Origin of the sequence: Actinomyces succiniciruminis (assembly GCF_900002405.1) — a bacterium.
Classification (GTDB): domain Bacteria; phylum Actinomycetota; class Actinomycetes; order Actinomycetales; family Actinomycetaceae; genus Actinomyces; species Actinomyces succiniciruminis.
Window position 1 is genome coordinate 1 of sequence record NZ_LK995473.1, and the last position, 26,512, is coordinate 26,512.

20 protein-coding genes and 3 tRNA genes are annotated in these 26,512 nt (G+C 70.0%); 12 read left to right on the plus strand and 11 right to left on the minus strand.

Going from position 1 to position 26,512, the window contains the following annotated elements; genetic code table 11:
* Positions 1 to 480 precede the first annotated feature (480 nt).
* Together BN1056_RS02855 and BN1056_RS02860 are read right to left on the minus strand one after the other, a co-directional pair.
* Positions 481 to 1,203, minus strand: a complete 723-nt coding sequence (locus BN1056_RS02855) for a response regulator transcription factor (protein WP_210578971.1) — start codon at positions 1,201 to 1,203, stop codon at positions 481 to 483.
* On the minus strand, positions 1,203 to 2,069 hold the full coding sequence (locus tag BN1056_RS02860; protein ID WP_210578911.1) for a sensor histidine kinase: 867 nt from the start codon (positions 2,067 to 2,069) through the stop codon (positions 1,203 to 1,205). The genes BN1056_RS02855 and BN1056_RS02860 overlap by 1 nt, the downstream gene beginning before the upstream one ends.
* 492 nt (positions 2,070 to 2,561) lie before the next feature.
* On the opposite strand from BN1056_RS02860, the gene BN1056_RS02865 reads away from it, so the two are divergent.
* Entirely contained in the window at positions 2,562 to 3,404 is an 843-nt protein-coding gene (locus BN1056_RS02865) for a glycosyltransferase family 2 protein (protein WP_210578912.1), read from the plus strand.
* On the opposite strand, the gene BN1056_RS02870 is transcribed toward BN1056_RS02865, so the two are convergent.
* The gene (locus BN1056_RS02870; RefSeq protein WP_210578915.1) at positions 3,362 to 5,704 is read right to left on the minus strand and encodes a hypothetical protein; all 2,343 of its coding nucleotides are present in this window, start codon (positions 5,702 to 5,704) and stop codon (positions 3,362 to 3,364) included. The two genes, BN1056_RS02865 and BN1056_RS02870, sit on opposite strands and share 43 nt — an antisense overlap.
* Before the next feature lie 63 nt (positions 5,705 to 5,767).
* Here BN1056_RS02870 and pheA point away from each other — a divergent pair, with 63 nt between their 5' ends.
* A complete protein-coding gene (pheA, locus tag BN1056_RS02875; protein ID WP_210578917.1) occupies positions 5,768 to 6,724 on the plus strand; it encodes a prephenate dehydratase in 957 nt (318 codons plus the stop codon).
* A gap of 67 nt (positions 6,725 to 6,791) precedes the next feature.
* Here the strand turns inward: pheA and BN1056_RS02880 are convergent, their stop codons facing one another.
* Together BN1056_RS02880 and BN1056_RS02885 are read right to left on the minus strand one after the other, a co-directional pair.
* Positions 6,792 to 7,955 carry a diacylglycerol/lipid kinase family protein gene (locus BN1056_RS02880; RefSeq protein WP_210578919.1) on the minus strand — a complete coding sequence of 388 codons (1,164 nt, stop codon included), beginning with the start codon at positions 7,953 to 7,955 and terminating at the stop codon, positions 6,792 to 6,794.
* A 165-nt stretch (positions 7,956 to 8,120) separates the two neighbouring features.
* Positions 8,121 to 9,053 (minus strand): hydrogen peroxide-inducible genes activator, encoded by a 933-nt coding sequence (locus BN1056_RS02885; protein WP_210578921.1) that lies wholly within the window; start codon positions 9,051 to 9,053, stop codon positions 8,121 to 8,123.
* Between the two features lie 188 nt (positions 9,054 to 9,241).
* Between BN1056_RS02885 and serS the strand changes: the two genes are divergently transcribed.
* The 3 genes from serS to BN1056_RS02900 are packed head-to-tail and all read left to right on the plus strand — an operon-like array spanning position 9,242 to position 13,262.
* Positions 9,242 to 10,516: a serine--tRNA ligase gene (gene serS, locus BN1056_RS02890; RefSeq protein ID WP_210578922.1), complete on the plus strand. Its 1,275-nt coding sequence runs from the start codon at positions 9,242 to 9,244 to the stop codon at positions 10,514 to 10,516.
* Between the two features lie 53 nt (positions 10,517 to 10,569).
* A complete protein-coding gene (locus tag BN1056_RS02895) occupies positions 10,570 to 11,577 on the plus strand; it encodes an HAD family hydrolase (RefSeq protein WP_210578923.1) in 1,008 nt (335 codons plus the stop codon).
* Positions 11,574 to 13,262, plus strand: coding sequence for an ABC transporter substrate-binding protein (locus BN1056_RS02900; protein WP_210578924.1), 1,689 nt, complete (start codon positions 11,574 to 11,576; stop codon positions 13,260 to 13,262). Before BN1056_RS02895 ends, BN1056_RS02900 begins: the two co-directional genes overlap by 4 nt.
* 35 nt (positions 13,263 to 13,297) lie before the next feature.
* Here the strand turns inward: BN1056_RS02900 and BN1056_RS02905 are convergent, their stop codons facing one another.
* The 6 genes from BN1056_RS02905 to BN1056_RS02930 form a co-directional block, all read right to left on the minus strand.
* A complete protein-coding gene (locus BN1056_RS02905) occupies positions 13,298 to 16,381 on the minus strand; it encodes an alpha-mannosidase (RefSeq protein WP_210578925.1) in 3,084 nt (1,027 codons plus the stop codon).
* A 46-nt stretch (positions 16,382 to 16,427) separates the two neighbouring features.
* Positions 16,428 to 17,297: a carbohydrate ABC transporter permease gene (locus BN1056_RS02910; protein ID WP_244671470.1), complete on the minus strand. Its 870-nt coding sequence runs from the start codon at positions 17,295 to 17,297 to the stop codon at positions 16,428 to 16,430.
* A gap of 1 nt (position 17,298) precedes the next feature.
* A complete protein-coding gene (locus BN1056_RS02915) occupies positions 17,299 to 18,234 on the minus strand; it encodes a carbohydrate ABC transporter permease (RefSeq protein WP_210578926.1) in 936 nt (311 codons plus the stop codon).
* Positions 18,231 to 19,628, minus strand: coding sequence for an extracellular solute-binding protein (locus tag BN1056_RS02920; RefSeq protein WP_210578927.1), 1,398 nt, complete (start codon positions 19,626 to 19,628; stop codon positions 18,231 to 18,233). Before BN1056_RS02920 ends, BN1056_RS02915 begins: the two co-directional genes overlap by 4 nt.
* 490 nt (positions 19,629 to 20,118) lie before the next feature.
* A complete protein-coding gene (locus tag BN1056_RS02925) occupies positions 20,119 to 21,342 on the minus strand; it encodes an ROK family protein (protein ID WP_210578929.1) in 1,224 nt (407 codons plus the stop codon).
* Positions 21,343 to 21,512: 170 nt separating this feature from the next.
* The gene (locus BN1056_RS02930; RefSeq protein ID WP_210578933.1) at positions 21,513 to 22,193 is read right to left on the minus strand and encodes a DJ-1/PfpI family protein; all 681 of its coding nucleotides are present in this window, start codon (positions 22,191 to 22,193) and stop codon (positions 21,513 to 21,515) included.
* 157 nt (positions 22,194 to 22,350) lie between these two features.
* On the opposite strand from BN1056_RS02930, the gene BN1056_RS02935 reads away from it, so the two are divergent.
* The 7 genes from BN1056_RS02935 to BN1056_RS14550 all read left to right on the plus strand — a co-directional run.
* Positions 22,351 to 22,950, plus strand: a complete 600-nt coding sequence (locus BN1056_RS02935; RefSeq protein WP_210578935.1) for a malonic semialdehyde reductase — start codon at positions 22,351 to 22,353, stop codon at positions 22,948 to 22,950.
* Between the two features lie 100 nt (positions 22,951 to 23,050).
* A complete protein-coding gene (locus BN1056_RS02940; RefSeq protein ID WP_210578938.1) occupies positions 23,051 to 24,409 on the plus strand; it encodes an AGE family epimerase/isomerase in 1,359 nt (452 codons plus the stop codon).
* Between the two features lie 87 nt (positions 24,410 to 24,496).
* A tRNA-Ser gene (locus tag BN1056_RS02945) sits at positions 24,497 to 24,585 on the plus strand.
* Between the two features lie 105 nt (positions 24,586 to 24,690).
* Positions 24,691 to 24,780, plus strand: a tRNA-Ser gene (locus BN1056_RS02950).
* 150 nt (positions 24,781 to 24,930) lie between these two features.
* Positions 24,931 to 25,003, plus strand: a tRNA-Arg gene (locus BN1056_RS02955).
* Positions 25,004 to 25,138: 135 nt separating this feature from the next.
* Positions 25,139 to 25,870 carry an aquaporin Z gene (gene aqpZ / locus BN1056_RS02960; protein WP_210578939.1) on the plus strand — a complete coding sequence of 244 codons (732 nt, stop codon included), beginning with the start codon at positions 25,139 to 25,141 and terminating at the stop codon, positions 25,868 to 25,870.
* A 137-nt stretch (positions 25,871 to 26,007) separates the two neighbouring features.
* A partial coding sequence (locus tag BN1056_RS14550) for an IMP dehydrogenase (protein WP_244671471.1) occupies positions 26,008 to 26,512 on the plus strand: 505 nt, incomplete at its 3' end.

The following is a 26,512-nucleotide window of genomic DNA, read 5'->3' on the forward strand; positions in this document are numbered from 1 at the left end:
TGTCCTGAGGCAGAACTGTCACCGATGTCCTGAGACATAACAGTCGTATTTGACCGGCGTGGGGTACTCGAATACGACCTCGTAGGCCCGAAGACGTCCTCCCAACCCCCCAGAACGACCCCGCCCCGCCGCCCGAGTACGACCAGGCGCGCACGAGTATGACCTCGCCGACCCGAAGACGATCTCACACACCCGAGGACGACTACCGCCTCGCAGCCCCAACCCGGAACCACCACACCCGCAAACACGAAGAGCCCGGTTTGCCTGTCCGCTGTATACGTCCAAGGTCTTCAGCAAACCGTTAAGTGGCGTTGTTAACGATGAACCGGCGTAACCAACACCACGCATCCAACACCGACCCACCACCCCGACCGATCTCAGCACGTAACTTCAACCGACCTCGGCGAGGGGCGGGGCGGGGCGCCGTCAGTACTCGCGCCTCCCTTCCGCCCTGCCCTGTGCGGTTCTGCCTTGCCCTGCTCAGTCCTGCCCCAGGGGCGGCATGCGGTAGCCGCGCCCGCGCACCGCCACGACGACGTCGGCGGGCACGTCATGCGCCTGCAGGTGCCGGCGCAGTCGGTACACGGTGGTGCGCACCATCTCCCGGCCCCCGGAGTCGTCGCTGGTGCCCCACACCTCGTTGAGCAGTTCCTGCCAGGTGACGACGGCGTCGCGCCGCCGCGCCATGGCGGCCAGTAGGCGGGCCTCCGTGTCCGGCAGGGGGATGTTGCGTCCGCCCCAGGAGACCCGACCGGTAGCCGTCGATACGCGCAGGGGCCCGTTGGTGATCGCATCCGGACCCGAACCGGAGCGGCGCGTGACCGCGCGGGCCCGCAGCGCCAGCTCGCGGGGTGAGAAGGGCTTGGTGACGTAGTCGTCTGCGCCCGCCTCCAGTCCGGCGATCCGATCCGGCTCGTCGCGCATGGCCGTCAGCAGGATGATCGGGACCTGGCTGCCGGTGCCGCGCAGACGGCGGCACAGGTCGACGCCGGAACCGCCCGGCAGCATCACGTCCAGGACCACCAGGTCGATGTCGCGGGTGGAGGCCAGCTCCCAGGCCCTCTCGGCGTCCGGCGCCGTCAGGCACTCGAAACCTTGGGTCTCCAGCGCGAAGGAGACCACATAGAGCATCTGTGGCTCGTCGTCGACGACGAGCGCCACCAGCTTCGGGGCCGGCAGTCCGGGGGCGGGGTCGCTCGACATCACGCTGGTGCTCCGTTCGTGGGTGCCGCGTCCGGCAGGAGTGAGCCGGAGACGGCGTCGGGGTGCAGCGGCAGCGTCAGGTAGACGGTCGTGCCCCGCGTGGCGATCGTATCGATGAGCACGCGGCCGCCGTGGGCCTCCATGATCCGCTGCGTCACCATCATCCCCAGGCCCGCGCCGCGGCTCGACGGCGCCGTCAGGGGGTTGGAGGTCGCATAGGGGGTGAAGGCGCGCCGCCGCTCCTGCCGGTTCATGCCGGTGCCGTCGTCCATGACCGTGATGAGGGCGTCGTCGGTGTCGGCACTGATGCGTACCGTCACCGGCCGGCCGTCGCAGTGCCGCAGTGCGTTGGTCACCGCGTTGGCGACCGCCTGGCGCAGCAGTCCGCGATCGGCCTCCACGCGGACCGGACGCCCGTGGTCATTCAGACGGATCGGGGTGCGTGCGGAGCGGCGCATCTCCTGGATGAGGTCGCGCACGAGCGCGCGCAGCTCGACGCGCTCCCGACGCAGGTCGCGGACCTCGTGGTCCAGGCGCGCCTCGGTCAGGAAGTCCTCGGCCATCTGGGAGGCGTCGCGGGCATTGTCGAGGATGGTGGTCACGAAGCGCCGCTGCACCTGGTTGAGGTCTCCGGGGGTCTCCTCGTCCAGCAGCTCCGCGGAGGCGCTGATCAATGCCAGGGGCGTGCGGATCTCGTGGGCGAGGACGTCGCGCGGGGTACTGCGCCGCTGGGCCTCCTCCCGCAGGCGGGCATTGTCCCGGCGGGCAAGCGTCAGTTCCCGGCGCCAGCGTGCGGCCAGCACCGCGGCCGCGACGGCGGCGGTGGCCAGGGCCCAGCCGACGGCCACGTTGAGGAAGACGCTCATGAGTCCCATCATGCCTGTTCGCCTCCGCCTGCCGCGGAGCGGGTAGCGGCGCGTGCCCCCGGCCCCCGTGGACGCGAGTTCATGCTGCGGATCCGTGGACGGTGCTTTGGCGCCTGGGGTGTCTGCGGCGGTGTCGGAGGGAAGTCGACGGTGGCCCCGTGGCCGCCGGGCGGGGCGGACGCGGGGGCCGGCGATGGGGACCCGTCGCCTTTGACGTGTCCCGATGACTGCACCATGCCACCTTCCGACGCGCCGGAGTGTGATGGATGACACGAAATTGCCGCAACGGCGAAAGCAAGACTTTTCTGCCGCGGTTACATGGTCGAGATCGGGACCGTTGTCCCATGGCGGACGTTTGACCTATATGGCGGTCGCCGGGGCTCCGTCTGCCTGGATGAGCGCCGCTCACATGCCGACGCGGCGAGATGGGACTGTGACCCGAGGGTGGTGTCTTCGGGAACGACCTGCCGCCGATGTGACTACCCTGGGGATGTGAGCCCGACGCCGCCCTCTGAGTCGCACCTCGACCAGCTCCCTGACCAACGCGTTGCCGTGGTCATCCCGGCCAAGGACGAGGCTGAACGCATCGCGGGCACGGTGCGCGCCTGCCGGGCCATCCCGCGGGTCGACCTGGTAATCGTCGTCGACGACGGCTCCACCGACGGCACTCAGGAGCATGCGCGCGCCGCCGGCGCAGTAACGGTCCGCCACGCCGTCTCCCGCGGCAAGGCCTCTGCCATGGAGACCGGTGCGAGTGTCGTCGCCATGCGCGACTATGAGGACGGTCCGGCCCGGCTGCTGCTGTTCGTCGACGCGGACCTGGGCGACTCCGCCGCCGCCTGCGCCGAACTGGTTCCCCCGATCGTCGACGGCGTAGCGGACATGTCCATTGCCGTCCCGCCCAAGCAGGCCGGGGCCGGTGGCCGCGGCAGGGTGGTGCGCGCCGCCCGCGCCGCGATCGCCTCCGCGACCGGCTGGGCCCCCGTCGCCCCGCTGTCCGGGCAGCGCTGCATCACGCGCGACGCCTACGAGGCGGCCTCGCCGCTGGCCGAAGGCTGGGGCGTCGAAGTGGGGCTGAGCATCGATGTGCTGGTCGCCGGCATGACCGTGATCGAGGTGCCCTGCGACATCACCCACCGCGTCTCCCGCAACGACCGTGCCGGGCGCCTGCACCGGGCCGCCCAGTACAAGGACGTGATGCGGGCGGTGACCTCCCGTCGTCTGCGGCGCGTGCGCGTGCCCGCCGACAAGCTCGACGCCGCCGCCGTCCACGACCAGCTGCCCTTCCGCGCCTACCGCGCCCTGGCTGACGCGGCCCCCGTCGGCGAGGCCTGACCCGGGCCCGAGAGCAGCAGCGCCGCCAGCGCCGGCAGGGCGGCGGCCGCCGAGAAGAGCAACATGGTGGGGCCGGAGTCGTTGACGAGCACCTCCACCACCACCAGCACGGCCAGTGCGCGCAGCGCCGGGGACAGCCAAGCCGGTGCGGGCGTCGTCGTCAACCAGGCATAGGGGCCCCGCCCCGCCCGGGCCCGGCGCACCGTCCGCGGCAGCCAGCGGGCGACCGCCACGGCCAGCACCAGTCCCACCACCAGCGCCGCCAGCGCCAGCGGACTGGACCGGAACGGGCTCACCAGCGCGCCGGCCTTGCGCGCCAGCGTGGTGCCGGCGGTGCCGTCGAGCACCTGGGCCACGAATCCCCCCAGATGCGTGCGTGAGCCGCTGGCGTAGTCCACCAGCGCGAACCCACCGACCACGCCCACGGTCACCGCGCCGACCCCCAGCCAGCGCCGCAGCCCCAGCCGCACGCCGGCCAGACCCGCGCCCAACGCCACCAGCGCCGGAATCAGTGTGAGCGCGCCGCCGACGTCCGCCCCCAGTTGTGGGGCCCCATCGATCGCGAGCACAAGCAGCCCGGGCACCGCCACCGCCGCCACGACGGCCGCACGCCGATGCCCACGGGTGGCGGCGAACCGGTCGGCGCCGACGGCCAGTGCCACCACCAGCGCCCCCGCCGCCAAGGCGAAGGCCGTATTCGACACCCCGTAGAAGCGCCCGGCCACCACCGCGTTCATCCCCAGCGGCCCGTTGAACCCCAGCGGCGCGCCCACTGCGGCATCGGCCAAGATCACCACCGGCACGGTGGCGGCCAGCGCCAGCGCAGCGCCCGGTGCTCCCAGGCGCGGCATTCGTGCCAACAGGGCCGCCACGCCGGTGAGCAGTCCTGCCCCGAGCGCGCCCACCAGGGCCGCCACCACTGGCGCCCAGGTCTCCGCGCGCCACCAGGGCACCAGGTTGGCCAGCCAGATTCCGGCCGGCAGGGCGGTCACCCAGCAGGCCGCCCAGCCAAGCCGCCCCAGCGCCCCGCGCCGCGGGCGGCGCAACCCGAGGCCGACGGCGACCAGCAACACCAACGCGGCCGCCAGCAGCACCAGCGTCACCGGGATCACCGCGTGCTCGGAGGCGACGGCGTGGACGGCGTCGTCGGCCAGGGCGGCTGTGCGGTCGGCGCTCGCGGGGGAGTTGGGGGCGGCGGCGCTCGCGGAGGGGTCTGCGGCGCCGGCGGTCGGCGCGGTCGGCAGCGTGAGCACCCCGCCGCTCAGCCCGGAAGCGGCGACGGCGTCCCGGCCTGCGAGCGCCGCCAGCAGCGTGGGCGCCAGGTCGGTCAACTGAATCAGGCCGCGCCGGTGCGTGCTCGGACCGACCAGCAGCCCGCCGTCGCTGCCACGCGTGGATGTGGTTCCTGCTGGCAGGATCGCCAGCTGCGGGGAGGGGTCCTGCGGGTCAGCCACGGACACGACGACGACGCGCGCCGGCCCGGTCAACTCGCCAAGCGCCTGCGCGAGGGCCCGGACCGCCTGCGCCGCCCGTGACGGCTCGGTCGGCGCCGACGCCGGCCCGGTGTCCCCCGAGTCCGGTGCCCCCATGAGGTCTATCAGGATCAGGCCCGGTGCGGTGCCGTCGTCTGCTGCACGGTCGCCGGTCGCCCCGGTGCCGCTGCCCGCCAACAGTGCGGCCGGATCGGCGGAGTCAGGCGGCCCGGCCGCATTGGTCAGTGCCAGTACGGCGCCGTCCCCGGCGGCGGCGTAGCTCACCCCGGCCGCCTCGAGCGCCGTCGCCAGCCTCCCCGGCTCGGCCCCGTAGCCGTCGGCCTGCGCCAACCGGGCGACACTCGTCCAGGTGCCACCGGAGCACGTCGTCGTGGCATGCAGGTGGGAGGCGTCGGCGCGGGCGCGCGTGCCCGCCCCCAGCGTCAACCAGCCGTCGGCCGGGCAGCTGGCCTCCCCGACCGTGCGCTGGACCAGGTTGACCGGCTCATTCGCCGCCGCATAGTCCAGGACCGCGGCGGCGTCCGCGGCCACCAGCGGGTCGTCGGCGGCGGCGAGCTCCCGCACCGCGGTCCACGACAGTCCGCTTACCCCCAGCACGACCAGCGGCGCGGACTCGTTAGGGCTAGTCGAAACTGCAGCCGAGACTGCCCGCGCAGCGGGAGAGGCAGGCGTCGTCGTCGACTCCGCAGCGGCCGCCGCCGAGACCGGCCCCACCGCGCCCAGCACCACCCCTACCAGCAGCGCCAGCACCGCCCGGACCACGACCGCACGCCGCGGCCGCCGCCGGATGCGCTGGGGCTCGATCATGCCGCCCAGCCTACGTGGGGCATTCGCGCGCGTCGGCGGCGAATCGCGGGATAGCCTGGCCCCATGACGACCCCAGCCCCCACCTGGTCCTTCCTCGGCCCCGGAGGCACCTTCTGCGAGTCCGCCCTGCGGCAGGTGGCCCCCCGCGACGTCGTCCTCGACCCCTGCCAGGACGTCCCCACTGCGCTTGACCGCGTGCGCGACCGCAGCGCCGTCGCCGCCGTCGTCCCGATTGAGAACTCGGTCGAAGGCGGCGTGAATGCCACGCTCGACAACCTCGTGGCCGGCGCGCCCCTGGTGATCGCCGCCGAAATGGCCGTGCCCATCACCTTCGTGCTGGCCGGTCGCCGGGGCACCCGCCTGGAGGACGTGGGCGCCATCTCCACCCATCCGCACGCCTGGGCGCAGTGCCGCGGCTGGGTCCACCAGCACCTGCCCGAGGCCGTCTACATCGAGGGCAGTTCGACCTCCGCGCCCGCTCGCGCCCTGGCGGAGGCCGACGACGCCGCGGCCGCCGCCCTGGACTACCAGGCGGTGCTGTGCAACCCCCTGGCCGCGGAGCAGTACCACCTGAGCATCATCGCCGGGGGCGTGGCCGACAACCCCGACGCGGTCACCCGCTTCGTCAAGGTGTGTCGTCCCGGGCGCGTCGGCGAACCCACCGGCGCCGACAAGACCACTCTGCTGGTGCAGCTGCCACACAACCGTGCCGGCGCCCTGTTGGACATGCTCGAGCAGTTCAGCGTCCGCGGGGTGAACCTCACGCGCATTGAGTCCCGGCCCGTCGGCGACTCCCTGGGCCGCTACCGCTTCTCCATCGACGTTGAGGGACACATCCGGGAGGAGCGCGTGCAGGCGGCCTTCATCGGTCTGCACCGCACCTGCCCGTTCCTGCGCTTCCTCGGTTCCTACCCGCGCCTGGACTCGCTGCCCGTGGTGGTCCCCGCCGGCACGAGTGACAAGGACTTCGTGGTGGCCCGCTCCTGGGTCGCCGACGTACTCGACGGCCGCACCCTCTGAGAGCGCGCCGCACCCTGGGCTATGCGGGGCGCCGCACCCTGAGCTATGCGGGGCGCCGCACCCTGGGCTATGCGGGGCGCCGCACCCGTAATGCCCCGGGCTGCACGCGTACGCGGACGCCGCGCGTGGGGGCCACCAGGTCGCCGTCGACCTCGACGGCGGCGGGCCGCTCCAGCCACACCGTCACCTCACGCCCGCGCCGCAGCAGCACTTGGGCGGCACCACCGGTGGAGTAGGACGCCGGCCGTGGCGGCAGCACCTGCCGCGCCAACGACGCCCAGCCCCACAGGCCGTACAGCGTGTCGATGGCCGCGACGTCGAGCAGGCCGTCATCCAGGCGGGCGTCCGGCAGCAGCGTCACCCCCGCGGGCAGCCGCCCACCGTTGGCGATCAGCAGGGTGCGTGCCAGCATCCGTTCGGTGCGCGGAGCCTGCGGCGACGCCGGTGCCGCCGCATGTGCCTCCGGTGCGGCGGCGCTCGCGGGGCCGCTCGCAATCCGCAGCACCAGATTCAAACGGCGCTGCCCCAGGTTCTCCAGTGCCGCCAATCCGTATGCACCCCAGCTCAGGCGCTCTTTCAGGGCGGGGCGCGTGGAGGCCACCAGGCCGGCGTCGAAACCGATGCCGGCCACCACCAGGCACGCGTGCTCGCCGCCCAAGGTCGGCCGCGCCCAACCCTGTGGCGGCTCAGCAATGCCGGCGGCATGACCCCCGGCGTCGGCGCGCCCGGCCCCCGGGGCGGTACCGATGCGGGCGTCGGGCCCGCCGTCGGGACCTCGAGTATCGGCCCCGCCGTGGGTGAGTAGTGGACCTGTATGCCCGCCGGCCTCGGTGCGTACCCACATCAGGTCGGTCGGCGTCGCGCGACCGCTTGCCGCGATGCGTGCCAGTTCCGTGTAGCGCCGCAGCGGTAGGCCGAGGTTTCGGGCGGCCAGGTTGGCGGTTCCCAGCGGCATGATCCCCATGTCGACGCCGGTCCCGGCTAGGCCCGCCGCCACGGTGCGCACCGTGCCGTCCCCACCCGCAGCGACCACGAGCCGCGCCCCGGAGGCGACCGCCAGCCGGGCCTGAATGGCGCCGGTTTCCCGGGCGGAGGTCTCCAACCAGACGGTGCGGTAGCCTGCCGCACGCAGTGCCTCGCCGAGTACCCGCCGCACTTCCGACGTGGCGGCGGGCTTGGCGGGATTGATGACGACGGCGGCAACCGGCGCCGGGGCGGTGCCGGCGGTCATAAGGCAAGGCTACCGGCCCGGCGACTCCGCCGCCCCGGTTCGGGTGGGGCGGCCACGGTTCGCAGCGCGGGCCGCACTCGTGTCCCGGCACGGATGAGGCTCGTTGCCGCCGTATCGACCGGTCTCGGCACGTCACTTGTGCCGAGACCGCGAATTGATGGGGCGTCAGGCGGGCACGTCGTCGGCGCCGGGCAGCCCGGCCTGGCGGGCGAGGCCGGTGATGACCCCGGCGAGGCGGGCGAAATCGGCGCCGCGCGAGGAGGAACGGCGGTGTACCAGGCCGATGCGACGGGTCGGCACCGGGGCGGCGAAGTGAGCAACGGAGTACTCCTCGCCGGATAGCAGTCGCAGCGCCCCCTCGGGGATCACCGTCACGCCGACGCCGTGTGCCACCATCCGTACCACCGTGGAAAGGGTTGTGGCCACCGCGGCCGGCGGGTTGGCGCCGTAGCGCTGACACAGGGCCAAGGTCTGATCGCGCAGGCAGTTGTCCTCGTCGAGCAGGAGGAGCCGCTGTTCGTCGAGCTCGGTGGGGACGACGTCGTTGCGGCCCGCCCAGGGATGGCCGGCGGGCACCAGGATGGCCAGCGGTTCGTCGTACATGGGGATCGCGGTGGCGCGGCGCAGGTCGACGTCGATGGTCATGATCGCGGCATCGAGGCGTCCCTGTCCGAGCATGTTGAGCAGGTCGCCGGTGACCATCTCCCGCAGTTCGGGGTGAAGCAGCGGCAACTCGCGGCCGAGGCCATCCAGCACCAGTGGCACCAGGTAGGGGGCGATGGTGGGGATGACGCCCAGGCGCAGAGTGCCGGCCAGCGCGGCCCCCTGGTTGGTGACGGCTTCGTTGAATGCCTCGGCGGCGAGCACGGCCTCGCGCGCATACGGCAGCAGCGCCTGACCGAGCGGGGTGACCAGCACCCGGCGCGTGGTGCGCTCGACGAGTTCGCCGTCGACGCGCTTCTCCAGGGCCGTGATCGCCTGCGACAGGCTGGGCTGGCTAACGCCCAGCGCCGATGCCGCTTCACCGAAGTGCTGGTGGTCGCATAGCGCGACGAAGGCCCGCAACTGGGAGAAGGAGGGGGGAGAAGTGCTGGACATGATGGGTCCCGAATGTAGGCGGAGGTCCGGCCGGGCGGGCCGGGGATAGTCGTTGGGGGTGGTTTATTGGTATTGACTCTAGATCACGCGCGGATGGATCTCATGCCGTTTGCAGTTGGGGCTCGCGCCTGGGGGTGCCCATACGGCGCTGACTGGCGGCAGGCCCACGTCTGGCTACACTCGCACCCATGATCGATCTGCGTGCGCTTCGTGAGAACCCCGAGCCCTTCCGTGCCAGCCAGCGTGCCCGCGGAGCCGACGTCTCCCTGGTCGACCGCATCATCGAGGCCGACGAGGCCCGCCGCACCAGCCTGGCCGGCTTCGAGTCCCTGCGGGCCGAGCAGAAGACGGTCTCCCGGTCGGTCGGCAAGGCCTCCACCCCCGAGGAGCGCGAGGCCGCCCTGCGCGGCGCCAAGGGACTGGCCGAGCGGGTCCGGCAGGCCGAGGCGACCGCCAACGCCGCCGCGGCCGAACTGGACGAGCTCGCCTCCCAGTTCCAGAACCTCATCGAGGGCGCGCCCGCCGGCGGTGAGGAGGACTACGTGGTGCTGCGCCACGAGGGCCCCGCCCCGCGCGACTTCGCCGCCGAGGGCTTCGAGCCGGCCGACCACCTGGCGCTCGGCGAGGGCCTGGACATCATCGACACCCGCCGCGGCGCCAAGGTCTCCGGCGCCCGCTTCTACTATCTCAAGGGCTGGGGCATGCGCCTGGAGCTGGCGCTGCTGACCGCCGCCCTGGACAAGGCCGTGGAGCACGGCTTCATCCCCATGACCACCCCCACCCTGGTCACCCCACAGGTGATGGGCGGTACCGGCTTCCTCGGTGCCCACAGCGACGAGATCTACTACCTGTCCGCCGACGACCTGTACCTGACCGGCACCTCCGAGGTGGCGCTGGCCGGCTACCACACCGACGAGATCCTGGACCTGTCCGCCGGGCCCAAGCGGTACATGGGCTGGTCCACCTGCTACCGGCGTGAGGCCGGTGCCGCCGGCAAGGACACCCGCGGCATCATCCGCGTGCACCAGTTCAACAAGGCGGAGATGTTCTCCTACTGCCGCCCCGAGGACGCCGCCGAGGAGCACCAGCGGCTGCTGGCCATGGAGGAGGAGATGCTCGCCCTGGTGGGCCTGCCCTACCGGGTGATCGACACCGCCGCCGGCGACCTGGGCTCCTCCGCCGCCCGCAAGTTCGACTGCGAGGCCTGGCTGCCCACCCAGAACCGTTGGATGGAGGTCACCTCCACGTCCAACTGCACCACCTTCCAGGCGCGCCGGCTGTCCATCCGCGAGCGCCGCGACGGCAAGACCGCACCCGTGGCCACGCTCAACGGCACCCTGGCCACCACCCGCTGGATGGTCGCCATCCTGGAGAACCAGCAGCGTGCGGACGGGACCGTCGTCGTCCCCGAGGGGTTGCGCCCCTACCTGGGTGGCCTCGAGATCATCGAGCCGGCCGCCTGACGTCATGCGCAGCGAGACCACGCCCGCCGCCCCCGCCTTGTCGGCGCTCTGAGATGTCAAGCCGGAACGACGACGACACCCCGCTGATCGGCTCGGCCGCCTGGAACTCCCAGACGGTCGGCGTCTACGGGCCCGGATACGATCGCCCGCTGTCCCATGACGACTACCACGCGCTGGTGCGCGCGCGCATGGCCGACCTGGACCGCCTGGACGCGATCGGCGTCGACGGGACGGCGAACCTGGCCCCCAGTGGGCGGCTGATGGTGGCCCTGGATGTGGACGGCACCATCCTGGACCTGGACGGCGGCGTCTCCGAGCGCGTCATGGCCTCGATCGCCCGCATGCGCCACCACGGCGTGCAGGTGGTCATCGCCACCGGGCGCGGCATCTCCGCCGCCCTGCCGGTCGCCCGTCGCCTGGGCCTGACCGACGGGTGGATGGTGTGCGCCAACGGCGCCATCACGCTGCGGATGACCCCGGTCGCCCCGGGCGGCTACGAGGTCGTCGATTCGCGCACCTTCAACCCGGCCACCGCCATCGACACCCTGCTGGAGGCGGTTCCGGATGGGATCATCGCGGTGGAGGACCTGGGCGCCGGCTTCCGCGTGTCCCGGCCCTTCCCCGACGGGGAGCTGATCGAGAAGCAGACGGTAGTCCCCCTGGAGGAGCTGCGTCGCGGGGAGGTCACCCGGGTGGTGCTGCGGGCGCCGGGAATGCCGGTGGACGAGTTCAGCGCCGTCGTCGGGCGGGCCGCACTGCATTCGGTGGAGTACGCGGTTGGCTGGACCGCCTGGCTCGACGTCGCCCCGCAGGGCATCACCAAGGCCTCCGCCCTTCAGGCACTGGTGACCAGGCTCGGTACCGACTCCGACCATGCCATCGCCGTGGGTGACGGCACCAATGACGTCGAGATGCTGCGCTGGGCGGGCGTCGGAGCCGTCATGGGCTCGGCGCCACAGTGGGTGAAGGAACAGGGCGACGTCGTCACCGAGACTGTATGGCACGATGGTTGCGCGGCCGTGCTGGACGCAATCGTGGAGAGGACCCGGAGGAACTCATGAGATCGTCGCGGACCGCACTGCACCGCACCGCCGCCCACGTCGCCCCGGCAGCGGCGGCGCTACTGCTGCTCACCGGCGGTCTGACCGCCTGCTCTACGGACGACGTCGACCCCACCGCCACCGGAACCGGCGCCTGCGCCGCACTGACCGATTACGGGGAGTTCCCCGACGGCACCACGGTCACCATTGCCACCGCCTTCACGGGCACGGAGGCGGAGCGCTTCGACGCCTCCGTCGAGCAGTTCGAGGAGTGCACCGGCATCGACATCATCCAGAACGGCTCGGATGATCTGGAGTCCCTGCTGCGGCAGGCGGTTGACGCCGCTACGACTGCGCCGGAGGCCGCGGATGACGCGGAGGCGACCGGAAAGAAGCAGACGGATGCGGAGTTGCCGGACCTCGCCGTCGTACCCCAGCCGGGCCTGGTGGGCGACCTGGCGCGCGCCGGGGTGCTGGTGGCCGTGCCGGACTCGGTGGGTGCGAATGTCGAGCTCGGCTGGGACCGCGCCTGGATGGAGGTCGGCTCGGTGGACGGGGTCTTGTACGCCGCCCCGCTGATGGCCTCGGTGAAGTCCTTCATCTGGTACTCGCCGGTCGCCTTTGCGCAGGCGGGGTATGAAGTGCCCAGCACCTGGGATGAGCTGGTCGCACTCACCGAGCGGATCGCCGCCGACAATGCCACCGACGCCGATGACGCTTCCGGCGGCGCCGACGGCGACGGGAAGGCCGAGGAGGCGGAGGCCGACGACGCTGAAAAGACGGGTGACGGGGCCGAGGCCGTCGTCACCCCCTGGTGCCTGGGCGCCTCCGACGGCGACGCGACCGGCTGGGTCGTAAGCGACTGGCTGGAGGAGGCGCTGCTGGCCACCGACGGCGTCGGCGCCTATGACGCCTGGGCGAACCACGCCGTCGCATTGGATGACGCCTCCGCGGTGGGCGCGCTGGACACGGTGGGCACCCTGCTCCTGGCCGATGGGAACGTTCCCGGCGGCGGCGAGCAGGCCGTGCAGACGAGCCTGGAGGAGGCCGGCGCGCAGTTGCTGGACGGGTCCTGCTACATGCTCCACGCCTCTTCCGGGTACGAGAACCTGCTGCCCGAGGGGGCCGAAGTCGTCGCCATCGATGGTGCTCCGGGCTCCGGAACCACCACTGCTGCCGGTGCGGGGGCGAGCGGCTCCGCCGCGCCGGAGGAAAGCGCTGCGGCACAGGCCACCGCCGCCCAGACGTCCGCGACGACGGGTGGGGCCGTCTCCGCGTTCCTCGTACCGGGGGTGGTCGACGACGACATCGGCGCCCCGGTGATCGTCGGCGGCGACTTCCTGGTGCAGCTGTCCGCGGGCGCACCCGCTGCCGGAGAAGCCGCCGAGGACGGTGCCGATCCCGAGGCCGTTGAGGCGGTCATGACGTACCTTTCCAGCGCCGAGTGGGCACAGCGGCGCGTCGACCTAGGCGGTGTGGCCACCGCCAACCGGAGTGTGGATGCGTCACAGATGCGCTCCGACGTCGCCAGGCGTGCCACCCTGCTGCTGCAGTCGCGCCAGTCCGTGATCCGCTTCGACGCTTCGGACTCGATGCCGTCGGAGGTGGGCACGGACGCACTGTGGAGCGCCCTGACCCAGTGGACCACCGGCGAGCTGGACTCCAAGGAGGCGCTGGCCCAGGCCGAGGCCGCCTGGCCCGAGTGAGGGTGAGGGACGGCTCCCGCACGGCGGCAAGCGGCCTAGGTCCTCGCGATCCGCAGCGTGAGGATCTGGAAGGGGCGCAGCTCGAAACTGCTGGTCAGGGTGCCGTCTCGCTCGCCGCCGGTGCCCTCGGCGGGAACGGTGCGCAACTCGACGTCGTCGCTCGGGCGCTCCAACAGATCGGTGGTGACTACCGAGGCGGCGGCGAAGCCGGTGGTGACCGCGCCGCGGGTGCGAGCCCCGAGTGACTCGTACAGGCGGACGACGACGTCACCGCTGCGATCCTCGGCGAGTTTGACCGTCTCTACGACCACGCCCGTGCCGTCGACGGACACGATCGGGGCCACCTCGTGGGCGCCGGTGACCATGCGCGCAGGCAGGTTGAAGGCATATCCCTCGCGCACGGCGTCGTCGATCGTGGCTCCCGGACGCAGCGCGACCCTGAGCGAGTGTTGTCCCTGGTCGGCCTCCGGATCAGGGAACAGTGGCGCGCGCAGCAGGGACAGGCGCACCGTCGTCATCGGGTGACCTAAGGCGTCCAGGTCCCGGGTGACGTCGTGGCCGTAGGTGGAGTCGTTCAGCACGGCCACCCCGTAGCCGGGCTCGCCCACGTGAATCCAGCGATGGGCGCAGATCTCGTAGCGGGCGGCGTCCCAGGAGGTGTTTTGATGTGTCGGGCGGCTTACGTGCCCGAACTGCATCTCCGCAGTGGAGGCATCCGCCACCAGGTCCAGCGGGAAGGCCAGCTTGAGCAGCTGCTGCCGCTCATGCCAATCGACGTCGAAGTCGAAGACGATTTGCTTCGATCCCGGGCTCACGCGGATGCACTCAACCAGTGTGGAGGCCTGACCGAGGGCGCGTGTGATGCGTATGCAAGCGCCGCCCGCCTCACGCGTGACCTCCAGGTCCCGTACGTCAAGCACGTCTGCGGTCGTGTGCCGGTACTCGGCGTCGATGTCCCAGGCGTCCCACTGGCGCGGGGTATCGCGGTGCAGTTGCAACAGGCCCGCTCGGGTGTCGGGCGGGAGCAATTCTCGGTCGGCCTCCAGGTCGATCACCGAGGTCAGGGTCCCGGCGGCGTCGATCACGAGCCGAATCAGGCCGTTGTCGATGGACCATTCAGTCCCGGACTGCTCCACCGACACTTCGCCGACGGCGGGCGCCGGTTCGCCAGCGCCCAGCGCGGGCACGCCGTCGCGCGCCGCCGGGGCGGCGTTGAGCAGCAGCGGAGTGTCCCCGCTCCCCACGAGGGCTGCAGCGGCGTCACCGATCACCCCTTCGAGTGTGCGCGTTACCTCGGCGTACTCGGCCTCGGTGCGCTGGTACACCCAACCGATGGAGGTGCCCGGGAGAATGTCGTGGAACTGGTTGCGCAACACCGTGCGCCACGACTCCTTCAAAGCCTCATACGGGTACGGAGCGCTCTCGTAGAGGGCCGCCGTCGTTGCCCACAACTCGGCCTCCCGCAACAGGTGTTCACCGCGGCGGTTGCCCTGCTTGGTGCGCAACTGGGAGGTGTAGGTGCCGCGGTGGAACTCCAGGTACATCTCCCCGTTCCACACCGGCAGCCGGGTGCCGTCGCCTCCTTCAGCGGTCAGGGCCTTGGCTTCGCCCTGGGTGCGTTCGAAAAAAGTATTCGGACTGCCCAGCTCCACCGTGGGCACCCCCTCAAGATCCTGGAAGCGGTGTGCGGCCGCCAGCATCTCCCGGGTGGGGCCGCCGCCGCCGTCGCCGTAGCCGAAGGGCACGATCGAAGTGGTGCAGATGCCCTTCTCCGCGAAGTTCGCCTCGGCGTGACGCAGCTCGACGACTGACAACCGGGCGTTGTAGGCGTCCACCGGGGGGAAGTGTGCTAGCACGCGGGACCCGTCGATACCTTCCCAGTAGAAGGTGTGGTGCGGCATCTTGTCGGTGTCGTTCCAGGACAGCTTCTGGGACAGGAACCAGGGGGATCCTGCGGCCCGAGCGATCTGAGGCAGTGAGCCGGTGTAGCCGAAGGAGTCCGGCAGCCACACGTCTCGTGTCTCCACCCCGAACTCCTTCAGGAAGAAGGACTTTCCCTCAATGAACTGGCGGGCGAGGGCCTCCGACCCGGGCATATTCGTATCCGACTCTAACCACATGCCGCCCACGGGAACGAAGCGGCCTTCGGCTACCCGCTGCCGGATGCGGTCAAACAGCTCCGGCTGAGCTTCCTTGACCCACTGGTACTGCTGGGCGGAGGAGCAAGCGAAGACGAAGTCCGGGTCCTGCTCCATCAGCGCTAATGCACTGGAGAAGGTGCGCACGCACTTGCGTACCGTCTCGCGCACCGGCCACAGCCAGGCGGAGTCAATATGTGCATGCCCGACGGCGAGCACGTGGTGCGCGCTTGCGTTGGCCGGTGAAGCCAGCACTCCGGCCAGCTCGGCGCGAGCGGCCCCGGCGGTGCCGGCCACGTCACCGGGGTCGATGATGTCGGCGGCGCGTTCCAGCGCCGTATCGATGCGGGCGCGGCGAGTGGAGTCCTCCGGCAGGGCTGCGGCCAGTTCCAGCAGCACGGTCAGGTCTTGAACCAGCTCCCATACCACGTCGTCGCGCAGGGCCACGTCGGCGTGGCCCAGGCGGTACAGGGGGTCGCTGCCCGCGGTCTCCCGGTAGCCGAAGGGCGTGGGGGAGAAGGCGAAGCCTCCGGCCACATCCGGGTTGGAGGCGGCCTCGATGTAGACGTCGATCGAGTCTGGCTCTCCGCCCCAGGGGACCGTGTGGTTGCGCGGGGAGAGCGCCTTGACCGCCGAGCCGTCGGGGCGCAGCAGCAGGCCCTCGGCCTGGAAGCCGGGCTGTGCGGCGGTGAAACCCAAATCGATGCTCAGCTCCACATGGGTGCCCTCCGCCTGGCGCCATGTCGTGGGCACGTTCCCGATCGCGTGGAACCAGGTGGTGCCCCACGGTGGACCCCAGGGGGTGCCGGCGTCGATGGGGGAGTAGTCCTCGGTGACGGCTCGGGTGAAGGGGACCGGTTCTCCCGGTGCCTGCCAGGCCGACAGGTCCAGGGGCCTGCGGTCGCGATAGATCGCCGGGCGCACATGGTCGAGCAATAGGCGCGCGGCGCGCTGCTCGGTCAGGAGGGGATTGGAATGCATGTGATGGTCTTCCTGGTCTTGTCTGTGGTGGGGTGTCGGCGTCGGATCAGCCCTTGACGGCGCCGGCCATGGCGAAGCCTCCGCCGGCGCGGCGCTGCACGATCAGGTAGAGCAGCAGTACGGGGGCGGAGTAGAAGATGGAGAAGGCAGCCAGCTTGCCGTAGGCGATGGACCCGTGGGTGCCGAAGAAGTTGTAGATGGCTACCGCCGCGGGCTGGTGCTCGGGGGAGAACAGCAGCACGAAGGGCACGAAGAAGTTGCCCCAGGCGCCGGTGAAAACGAAGATGAACACCACGGCGATGCCGGGCTTCATCAGTGGAACCACGATCCGCCACAGGGCGGTCATAGCGGAGGCGCCGTCCACCCAGGAGGCCTCCTCCAGGGAGATCGGTACGGAGTCCATGAAGTTCTTCATCATCCAGATGGCCATCGGCAGGGAGGTGGCCGCCATGAACAGAATGGTGCCTGCAACCGAGTCGAGCAACTGGAAGCTGACGAACAGGGAGTAGACGGGCACCATCATGGCCGTGATCGGCAGGCAGGTGCCGAACAGGATCGTGTACATGAAGCCCTTGTTGAAGCGCATCTGGAAGCGTGACAGCGGGTAGGCCGCGAGCGTGGCCACCACCACGGTGATCGCCGCGGTACCGAAGGAGATCAGCAGGGAGTTCCAGAGCGGACGCAGAGTCTCGTCGACGTTGGCGATCTCGGTGAAGTTGGACAGGGTCCAGGTCTCGGGGACGGAGATGGACACGGTGGCCGCGGGGTCGAAGGCGGACAGGATGATCCATGCGAGTGGGATCAGGAAGCAGAGCCCGATCAGCGCCATAATCACCGAGGCAACGATCTTGAGCCCGTGCCCGCGCGGCGAGGAGAGTCTGAGCGATGCTGTGGGTGACTGCTGCATGTCAGGCATGTCAGTCCACCTCCGGCTTGAGCAGTTTCATGTAGACGACGGAGAAGAGCGCCCCCACCAGCAGCGTGACGGTGGCGATCGCCGTGCCGTAGCCGACCTGGGAGAATTTGAACGCCTCCTGGTAGGCGAGCACCGGCAGGGTGGAGGAGCTCGTGCCCGGGCCACCGCCGGTCATCACCCAGATGAGGGTGAACACGCCGAGGGTCTGCAGGGTGGTGAGCATGAGGTTGGTGGCGATGGAGCGCCGAATGATCGGCAGCGTGATGCGGAAGAAGGTCTGCGCGGTGGAGGCGCCGTCGATGGCGGCGGACTCCTTGACCTCCGGAGGCACCTCGGCGAGCGCGGCGTTGTACTGCATCATCGAGAATGCGGTTCCGCGCCAGATGTTTGCGAGAATCACCGAGAACATGGGGAAGACGAGCAGCCATTTAGGGCCTTCCAGGCCGATGAAGGAGAGCATCGAATTGAGGGTGCCCTCCGAGGCGAAGAAGGCGTAGCAGGCGAAGGCCGCGACGATCTCCGGCAGCGCCCAGGCCACTACGACGATCCCGCCCACCAGGGAGGCCAGTGGCCGCGCACAGTGGCGCATGAGGACCGCCAGCACCATGCCCAGTACGTTCTGCCCGACGATAGCCGAGGCGAAGACGAAGACCGCCGTCAGGAGAATCGATTTCAGGAAGGCCGGGTCGGAGAAGAGAGTCACGTAATTGCCCAGGCCCACGAACGACGGCGCGGCCGCCTTGTAACCGCTCATGGCCCGGTCGGTCAGTGACCCGTACAGGGAGTAGATGATCGGGCCGAGCAGGAACAGGGCGAGCAGGACGACAGCCGGAATCAGTGGGGCGGTGCGGCGGAGGGTCCTGCCGGAGTGACGGCGTCGGGCCGACGTTGCGCCTCTACTCGCCGCCGTCGAGCCGAATGTGGCGGGCGTGGTCATTTGGAGGCCGCCTCGGTGCCGTCCTCGCCGACGATGGAGACCAGGCCGGAGTCGTAGGTGGCCGCTGCCTCCTCGGGGGTGGCGTCGTCGGTGACCACGGACTCGCAGGCGATCTGGATGTTCCCGGAGATCTGCGAGTAGTCAGGGGTGGTGGGGCGGAAGTGCGTGTACGGAACCAAGCTCGAGAAGAACTCGAAGCTCGGGTTGTAGGAGAGGTAGTCCTCGGACTCGGCCACGTCCGTGCGCACGGCGACCTGGGCGTTCTCGGTATCGTACTTGAGGCTGTTCTCGTAGTTCAAGGCGATCGAAATGAACTGGAATGCGGCCTCGGGGTTGGCGCACTTGGAACCGACTGCGAGCGTCCAGCCGCCGGACATGGACGTGAACCCATCGCCCTGGCCGTTCTGCGTGGGCATCATCGCGAAGCCCATCGTCTCCTCCCACTCGGGCCAGGGGTTGTCACCGGAGATCCAGCCGCCGGGCATCCAAGACCCGTCGATCGCCATGGCGAGTTTGCCCTCGGGTAGGAGCTCCGTGGAGATGCGGTTGCCGATGGTGGAGTCGAGAGCAACGTCCAGGCTGGGGCCGAGCTCCTCAGCGTAAACCGTGTCCATGAAGGCCAGAGAGTCGATGAAGCCCTGTGAGCCAGTAACCCACTTCTGAGTATCGGTGTTATACAGCAGCTCGGAGTCGGTGCCGGACAGGAGCATCTCGAAGCCCTGCATGGAGGTCATCTCCCCGCCGGCCTTGGCGACGAAGATGTTCAGCGGGATGACGTTGGGCACCTGTTCCTTGATGGTGCGGGCGGCGTCGAGAATCTCATCCCAGGTGGTCGGCTGCCAGTCCTCGGGTAGTCCCGCCTGGGCGAAGATCTGCTTGTTGAAATAGATTCCGCGGGTGTCGGTGCCCATGGAGACGCCGTACAGCTTGCCGTCGTCGCCGAGTCCGGCCTCCTTGGCGGAGTCGACGAACTGGTCCCAGTCTTCCCAGGACTCGACGTACTCGTCGATGGGCATGAGATAGCCAGCGGCGGCGTCGGAGCGGACCTGGAAGGAGTCCTCGTACATGACGTCCGGGGCGGTGGAATCCGAGCCGTTCATCAGGGCGAGCTTGGTGAAGTACTGGTCCTGTTCGGCCTCGATCGGCACCAGTTCGACGGTCACCTCGGAGTTAGCCGCCTCGAACTCGTCCTTGGCCTTGGTCAGCAGGTCCTCGAGCTGGGTGAAGGCCGAAGTCTTCTGGTAGGCGATCTTGAGCGTGCTGCTGGAGCGCTCGCTTGAGGAGCCGGAGCATGCGGCGAGCGCGGCGGCGGCAGAAGCGAGTGAGGCGCCGATCAGGAAGCTGCGGCGGCTCGGGGCCGGGCGGGTTAGGGGTGCGGGGGTTGAGTGGGACATGGGTGGGCTCCTTCGCGCCGGGGCGTCTACGGTGACGCCATCGCTAAATACTCCATCAAGTGGATAAAATACTGTCAAGCCGTCCCTGAGGACGTTGCTTAGTCGTTATATAAGGGTGTGTGGGCGGAGCGTGGACCGTGGCCGGGAGTGGGCGTACGACGTTTCGGCACTTACGACGACGGTTCGTACCTTCCGGTCAACGATTCGTACTCCGCGGTGACGGTTCGTACTGCTGGGTGCCGAACCGTCATGCGAAGTGCCGAAGCGCTGCGGCGAAGTGCCGAACCGTCGGTGGAACGCGTAAACCGTCATCGCAGGGAGGAACTGCTGCGTCTGGGGGCCATCGCCCGCTTTTGGTGTTTTCTGCACGCGTCATGCGGGGCTGGTGATGGTTTTGCGCGCCGCTGTTGCGGCCGATCTCAGTGGGCGGACCCGGGCTCAACTTCTCCTGTTCGGCATAGACCGCATCCTGGGGATCAAGTGCGGACCCTCAACTCCCGATGAGCAGCGTTGACGGCGTCGGTGAGAAGAGGCGGTCGAGCACCAGACAGGCGGCCCCCACGGTACCGGCCCGTTCGCCGAGCGAGGAGGTGTGTACGGTCAGCGGACGCGGTTGCCCGTGCAGCGTGTGATCGGCGATCGCGTGTTGTAACTCGGGTTCGCACAGCGGCTGCATGGCGGCCCAGCGCGGGCCGGTGATGACGATTGCGGATATGTCCAGCAGTTCGGCCACGGCCAGTACGGCCGCGCCCAGCACGCGCCCCGCCGAGGCGAACACCTCGGTCGCCGTTGCCTCCCCCCGACCGGCGCGGTCCAGCAGGTCGGTGAAGCCCTCCTCGATTTCATGGGGATTCCACGAGTCGACCTCGCCCGGAAGTGTCATACCGAGTTCGCGCGCATGTGCCACCAACTCGCGCTCGCCCAGCGAAGTGCCCAGTACGCGCCCGCGCGGCGAGGCTGAAAGCGGGTCTCCGGGCAGGTGCATGGTTTCGCCCGCGTTGCCGGTTGTCCCTCGTACCACCTGCCCGGCTATCACGGGGGAGATCGCGGCGCCGGCGCCGAGGTAGAACACCAGAAAGTCGGCCGGATCCGGCGATTCGCCGGTCCACAGGTGCGCCTTGGCCACCGCCGTGACGTCCTTGTCCAGCACGACGTCCAGGCCCGTCTGCCGGGCCAGCAGGTCGCGTAGCGGTACCGTGCCCCAGCCCGGCAATAGGGGCGGACTGACGGTGCCGGCGTCGTCGTCTATCGGTCCGGGTGCGGCGACGCCGATGCCCAGCAGCCTGCCGCGCGGAACCGAGGCCTCTTGCACCATGCGTTCGACCTCGTGGTGCAGATGCGCGATTGCCGCCGTGGCATCCTGGGGCGAGGGTAGCGGGCCGTAGTTCTCGGCGACGATCTCGCCGGTCAGGTCCACTACCGCGATGCCCAGGGCGGACGGGTCGATGTGAATGCCGACGGCGAGTCCTCCGGAAGGGTTGAGACTGAGGGCGACGCCGGGTCGCCCCCTGCCGCCGGGGGGTACGATGCCGGTCTCGCGGATCAGCTGCTGGTTGAGCAACTCACGGGTCACATTGGAGACCGTCTGCGGCGCCAGACCGGTGATCCGCCCGAGCTGTGCCCGGGTGAGTCCGTCGGCGGAGTGGCGGATCGCCTCCAGTACGACGGCCCGGTTGAACCCGCCCACCCGGGGCAGGTTGCTGCCACGTCCCATGGTGCCTCCTGTGGGGTTTGTGCCAGTCCGTGTGGGATGGAGGTTACCCATCCGTGCTTGCCCGCCGGTTCTCGGGGAGAAGGTGCGGGGCAGCGCCCGATCCTACGGATCCTGGTGAACGAGCCCAGTGCTACGCCCGCATCCCCAAACAGGCGGAGGCGTCTGTTTGATCAATCCCAGGAGAAGCCGGAACGCATCTCATACTCCAACTCCGATGCGGCGGCGTTCATACGGGTCTCCCCGAAGTAGTGGCCCATAAGCGCCAGACTCATGTCGATCCCCGCCGAAATGCCGCCACTGGTCCAACGGTCCCGATCGTGTACCCACCTGACGCCCCTTACCCAATTCACCTCGACGCCGAAACCCGAGACCCATTCGAATGCCCGAAGATTCGAGGTTGCGCGGTACCCCTCGAGCATGCCCGCCGCCGCCAACAGTGCCGAGCCGGTACACACCGACGTCACGCAATCCACCGTCGACGCCGAGTCGGCCAGTGTGGACAAGAACCGGGAATCGCTGACCAGTCTTCTGACCCCCTGTCCTCCGGGAGTCATCAGCAGATCGCAATGGTGCGCATCGGCCAAGATGCCATCGGCCACCAGACGAACACCCTGTCGACTTCTAACCGGGCCCGGACGGGAGGCCAGCAGGTGCACGTCCAGTTCGGGAAAACGGCCGAATACCCCGAGCGGCCCGCAGGCGTCCAGCAACTCGAAGTCCTGGAAGAGGAGCAGACCTATGTGCAACTGCTCGAACGCGGGCACCATACGAACTCCCGACCCGTAATTGACGGCCATTAACAAAGATGCGGCTTCAAGTCCCAACCCTAGCTCGCCGACCTTCGTGCTCACGTGGGGAAGTGGTGCACGAGAGCCGTCCGGCAGTAGTGGTGGCGAACCGGCGGGGGAGTGCCGGGAGGCCGGGCCGACCGGAGCGCATCCGCGCTCCGGAGGTCGTGTGGTCTGCCCCCGCCGGAATAATCCCCGCACCAGGTCAGTTGCCGCCTGTATGAGCAGTCACGACACCGCCGTCTCCGACGACGCTCTTGCCGTTCTCTTCACCGACGCCCACACTGCCCGCTCCTTCCGCGATGAGCCGGCCCCGATCGAGCAGGTGCGCCGTGCCTACGACAACGCGCGCTGGGCGCCCACCGCCCTCAACTCCCAGCCCATGCGCCTGGACCTGCTCGCCTCTCCGGAGGCCCGCCAGCGGCTCGCCCCACTGATGGCGGGCATGAACCAGGAACCGGTCCTCGGTGCGCCGCTGGTGCTGATCGTCTCCGCCGACCTCGCCCTGGACCAGTCCATGCGCGAGCTCGGCGCGTCCGAGCAGATGCTCGAGCGCCTGGCCGGCTCCCTGGAGATGCGCCAGGGACTCGCCCGCGACTCGGCCCTGATCCAGCTCGGCTACCTCGTGCTCGCCCTACGCGCCGAGGGCCTCGACGTCGGCGTCATGACCGGCGCCGACCTGCCCGGCATCGACGCCGAATTCCACGCCGACCGCCCCTGGCAGACCATCGCCGTCGTCTGCGTCGGCCACGGCGACGCCGACGCCTTCCATCCGCGCGCCGGCCGCCACGACTTCGACGCCGTCTCCCAGGTGCTCTGAGCGCCGGCCCGGCCGGTGCGTGCGGCCGTCCCGGCTGCTAACGTTCGGGGTGTCCCGGCGTGAGCGAGGCCGGGAAGCGACTACGGGTCGAGGAGGACTCATGGGACTGGGATGGTTCGGCGCCCCCGAGCACAACCGCTGGCTGGCGGAGGAGACGCACGCCCTGCTGCGCTATGCGCGGGCGGCCAAGGTGCCCGCCGGCTTCGGCTGGATCGGCACGGACGGCGTCGTAGACACCGCCCACCCCGTCGAGTTGTGGATCACCGGTCGCATGACCTTCGCCTTCTCCCTGGGCGCCCTGCTGGGCATCCCCGGCTGCCGCCGCTACGCCGACCACGGCGTGCGCGCCCTGAGCAGGGTCATGCGCGACTACGAGCACGGCGGCTGGTACTCCGCCGTCCGCCACGAGCTCGACGACGACGGCCACGGCATCCCGGTCGACGCCGACGCCCGCAAGGAGTGCTACCAGCACGCCTTCGTGCTGCTGGCCGCCGCCACCGCGACGGCAGCCAACCGGCCCGGTGCGCACGAGCTGCTGTTGGACGCCATGGAGGTGCAGAACCGCTACTGGTGGGATGACACCTACGGGCTGCCCATCGAGTCCTACGCCGCCGACTTCACCGACCCCGAGAACTACCGCGGCATCAACGCCGCTATGCACACGGTGGAGGCCTACCTCGCCACCGCCGACGTCACCGGAGACATCACCTGGCTGACCCGCGCCGTACAGATCATCGACTTCGCCGTCAACGTCCAGGCCCGCGCCCACGACTGGCGCCTGCCCGAGCACTACGACACCAAGTGGCACCCGCTCCTGGACTACAACCGTGACGCCCCCGCTCACCCCTTCCGCCCCTTCGGCGTCACCCCCGGCCACGGCCTGGAGTGGTCGCGCCTGACCGTGCAGGCCCGCGCGGCGCTGGTGGCTCGCTCCCTGCCCACGCCCGACTGGATGCTGGAGGCCGCCGAGCAGCTGTTCGACCGGGCCCGCACCGACGGCTGGCGCGTCGACGGCGGCCCCGGCTTCGTCTACACGACCGACTTCGACGGCAACCCCATCGTGCACGAGCGCATGCACTGGGTGGTGTGCGAGGGTGTGTCGGCCGCCGCCGCCATCCGGCAGGCGCTGCTGGACGACGGCCGCGGCGAGATCGACGTCGAGCACTACGAGCACTGCTACCGCTCCTGGATCGACTACGCCGAGGAGTTCCTCATTGAGGCTCCGGGTGTGTGGACCCACGAGTTGAATCAGGCCAACGAGCTGTCGACCCGCACCTGGGAGGGCCACCCGGACATCTACCACGCCCTGCAGATGACGCTGGCCGCTCGCATGCCGGTGTGGCCGACGGTGGGGCAGGCGCTGAGCGAGGGCCTCCTGGACCGCCCCGACCGGCCCGCCCCGGCCCCGGACCAGCAGCGCGGCCAGGCGCGCCGTCGCGGCCTGTTCGGGCGCGGGTGACAGGGGACGCGCTCCCGGCGGCCTGCGGTGCGCGCGGCGGCGAGTGTTAGCATGTGTGCCCTGCCCGGGACCTGTGTCCTCGGGCCTGGAGAGGTGACAGAGCGGCCGAATGTGGCGGTCTTGAAAACCGCTGTGCGCCTAGCGCACCGGGGGTTCGAATCCCTCCCTCTCCGCCACGGGCGTGGGTGATCCGTCGCCGGCGGCGCTCCGCGGGGGCTCCGCGGCGGGTCGTTGCCTCTGCGCGTGCGCTGGGGTAAGCTCATCGGGCTGATCCGGCAACTGGAGATGTCGCATAGTGGCCTAGTGCGCCTTCCTGCTAAGAAGGTTGGGGATAAAACCCCTCGGGAGTTCGAATCTCCCCATCTCCGCCACACGTTGGGGTTCCAACGAAAAGTCCCTGATCCGCCGCCCTGTGGGAGCGCAATGGGAGCTTTTGAGTGGCTATGTGCCCAGGCTCACGGCCCGAGGATTTGTGGCCTCCCGGATCGCCGAGTAATCTTCCGGATTGTCCGAACCGGATTGCGCCAGTAGCTCAATGGATAGAGCATCTGACTACGGATCAGAAGGTTGGGGGTTCGAGTCCCTTCTGGCGCACCGACGCCCCGTCATCGGCTGAACAGTCGGTGTTGCGGGGCGTTTTCCATGTCCCTGCAATCCCTGTGAAGTCCCTGTCCCGTCCACATTGCCGGATCCGCCTGAATCCAGCATTCGAACAACGAAAGGCCATCAATGGCTCCCCTGTCCAAGCGCCTGGGCGCCGAGTTCCTCGGCACGTTCTGGCTCGTCTTCGCCGGCTGCGGCTCCGCCGTCCTCGCCGCGACCGCCATCACTGACAGCAACTTCCCCGTCGGCATCGGCTACCTCGGCGTGGCCCTGGCCTTCGGCCTGGCCGTGACCACCATGGCCTACGCCGTCGGCGCCGTCTCCGGCGGCCACTTCAACCCCGCCGTCACCCTGGGCCTGGCCGTCGCCGGCCGCTTCGCCTGGAAGGACGTCCTGCCCTACTGGTGCATCCAGATCGTCGCCGGCCTGGTGGGCGGCGGCGTGCTGTACGCCATCGCCTCCGGCTCCGACAGCTTCGACGTGGCCGCCAACGGGTTCGCCGCCAACGGCTACGGCGCGCACTCCCCGCACGGCTACTCGATGGCCGCCGGCTTCATCTGCGAGCTGGTCATGACCGCCATCTTCCTGATCGTCATCCTCGGCTCGACCGACTCCCGCGCCCCCAAGGGCTTCGCCCCGCTGGCCATCGGTTCCACCCTGACGCTCATCCTGCTGGTCTCCATCCCGGTGACCAACGCCTCCGTCAACCCGGCCCGCTCCATCGCCGTCGCCTTCGAGGCCGGCAACGGCGCCCCCGGGCAGCTGTGGCTGTTCATCGTCGCCCCGCTCCTGGGCGCGGCCATCGCCGGCTTCAGCTACGCCTTCCTGCTCGGCAAGGACCCCGAGCAGAACGCCTGACCGGCCCGCGCGGCCGACCATCCGGTCCGCGCGGTAACGGCCCCTCACCCCCTCGTTGCTCGCGACGAGGCGGCCGTGAGGGGCCGTTCGCCACCCGCGGGCACGCTCACGGCCGGGCTGCGCCGTAGAATCCTCAAGTGAAGTTCCTCAACGGCATGCAGCCCACCTTCGACCTGACGTACGACGACGTATTCATGGTCCCCTCCCGCTCCGCCGTGGGATCGCGCACGGGCGTGGACCTGACCACCGACGACGCCAGCGGCACCACCATCCCGCTGGTGGTGTCCAACATGACCGCCGTGGCCGGCAAGCGCATGGCGGAAACCGTCGCCCGCCGCGGCGGCATCGCCATCATCCCGCAGGACATCCCCACAGACGTCGTCATCGACACGGTCGCCCAGGTCAAGGCCTCCCATCTCGTCTACGACACCCCGGTGACGGTCAAGCCGCACCACACCTGCGGCTACGCCCTCGGCCTGATCCCCAAGCGCGCCCACGGGGCCGCCGTCGTCGTCGACGGCGAAACCAAGGTCCCGATCGGCATGGTGGACATGCGCGACGTGAGCGGCGTCGACCGCTTCACCCAGGTGCGGCGGGTGATGAGCACCGAACTGGTCACCCTGCCGGAGGGGATCGACCCGC

Bases quoted from the DNA above. Each gene is read 5' to 3' on its own strand.
- BN1056_RS02915 (WP_210578926.1), bottom strand. From the start codon at position 18,234: ATGACCACGCCCGCCACATTCGGCTCGACGGCGGCGAGTAGAGGCGCA.
- aqpZ (WP_210578939.1), top strand. From the start codon at position 25,139: ATGGCTCCCCTGTCCAAGCGCCTGGGCGCCGAGTTCCTCGGCACGTTC.
- BN1056_RS02880 (WP_210578919.1), bottom strand. From the start codon at position 7,955: ATGACCGCCGGCACCGCCCCGGCGCCGGTTGCCGCCGTCGTCATCAAT.
- BN1056_RS02925 (WP_210578929.1), bottom strand. From the start codon at position 21,342: ATGGGACGTGGCAGCAACCTGCCCCGGGTGGGCGGGTTCAACCGGGCC.
- BN1056_RS02935 (WP_210578935.1), top strand. From the start codon at position 22,351: ATGAGCAGTCACGACACCGCCGTCTCCGACGACGCTCTTGCCGTTCTC.
- BN1056_RS02920 (WP_210578927.1), bottom strand. From the start codon at position 19,628: ATGTCCCACTCAACCCCCGCACCCCTAACCCGCCCGGCCCCGAGCCGC.
- BN1056_RS02855 (WP_210578971.1), bottom strand. From the start codon at position 1,203: ATGTCGAGCGACCCCGCCCCCGGACTGCCGGCCCCGAAGCTGGTGGCG.
- BN1056_RS02860 (WP_210578911.1), bottom strand. From the start codon at position 2,069: ATGAGCGTCTTCCTCAACGTGGCCGTCGGCTGGGCCCTGGCCACCGCC.
- BN1056_RS02885 (WP_210578921.1), bottom strand. From the start codon at position 9,053: ATGTCCAGCACTTCTCCCCCCTCCTTCTCCCAGTTGCGGGCCTTCGTC.
- BN1056_RS02870 (WP_210578915.1), bottom strand. From the start codon at position 5,704: ATGATCGAGCCCCAGCGCATCCGGCGGCGGCCGCGGCGTGCGGTCGTG.
- serS (WP_210578922.1), top strand. From the start codon at position 9,242: ATGATCGATCTGCGTGCGCTTCGTGAGAACCCCGAGCCCTTCCGTGCC.
- BN1056_RS02905 (WP_210578925.1), bottom strand. From the start codon at position 16,381: ATGCATTCCAATCCCCTCCTGACCGAGCAGCGCGCCGCGCGCCTATTG.
- BN1056_RS02900 (WP_210578924.1), top strand. From the start codon at position 11,574: ATGAGATCGTCGCGGACCGCACTGCACCGCACCGCCGCCCACGTCGCC.
- pheA (WP_210578917.1), top strand. From the start codon at position 5,768: ATGACGACCCCAGCCCCCACCTGGTCCTTCCTCGGCCCCGGAGGCACC.
- BN1056_RS02895 (WP_210578923.1), top strand. From the start codon at position 10,570: ATGTCAAGCCGGAACGACGACGACACCCCGCTGATCGGCTCGGCCGCC.
- BN1056_RS02910 (WP_244671470.1), bottom strand. From the start codon at position 17,297: ATGCCTGACATGCAGCAGTCACCCACAGCATCGCTCAGACTCTCCTCG.
- BN1056_RS02940 (WP_210578938.1), top strand. From the start codon at position 23,051: ATGGGACTGGGATGGTTCGGCGCCCCCGAGCACAACCGCTGGCTGGCG.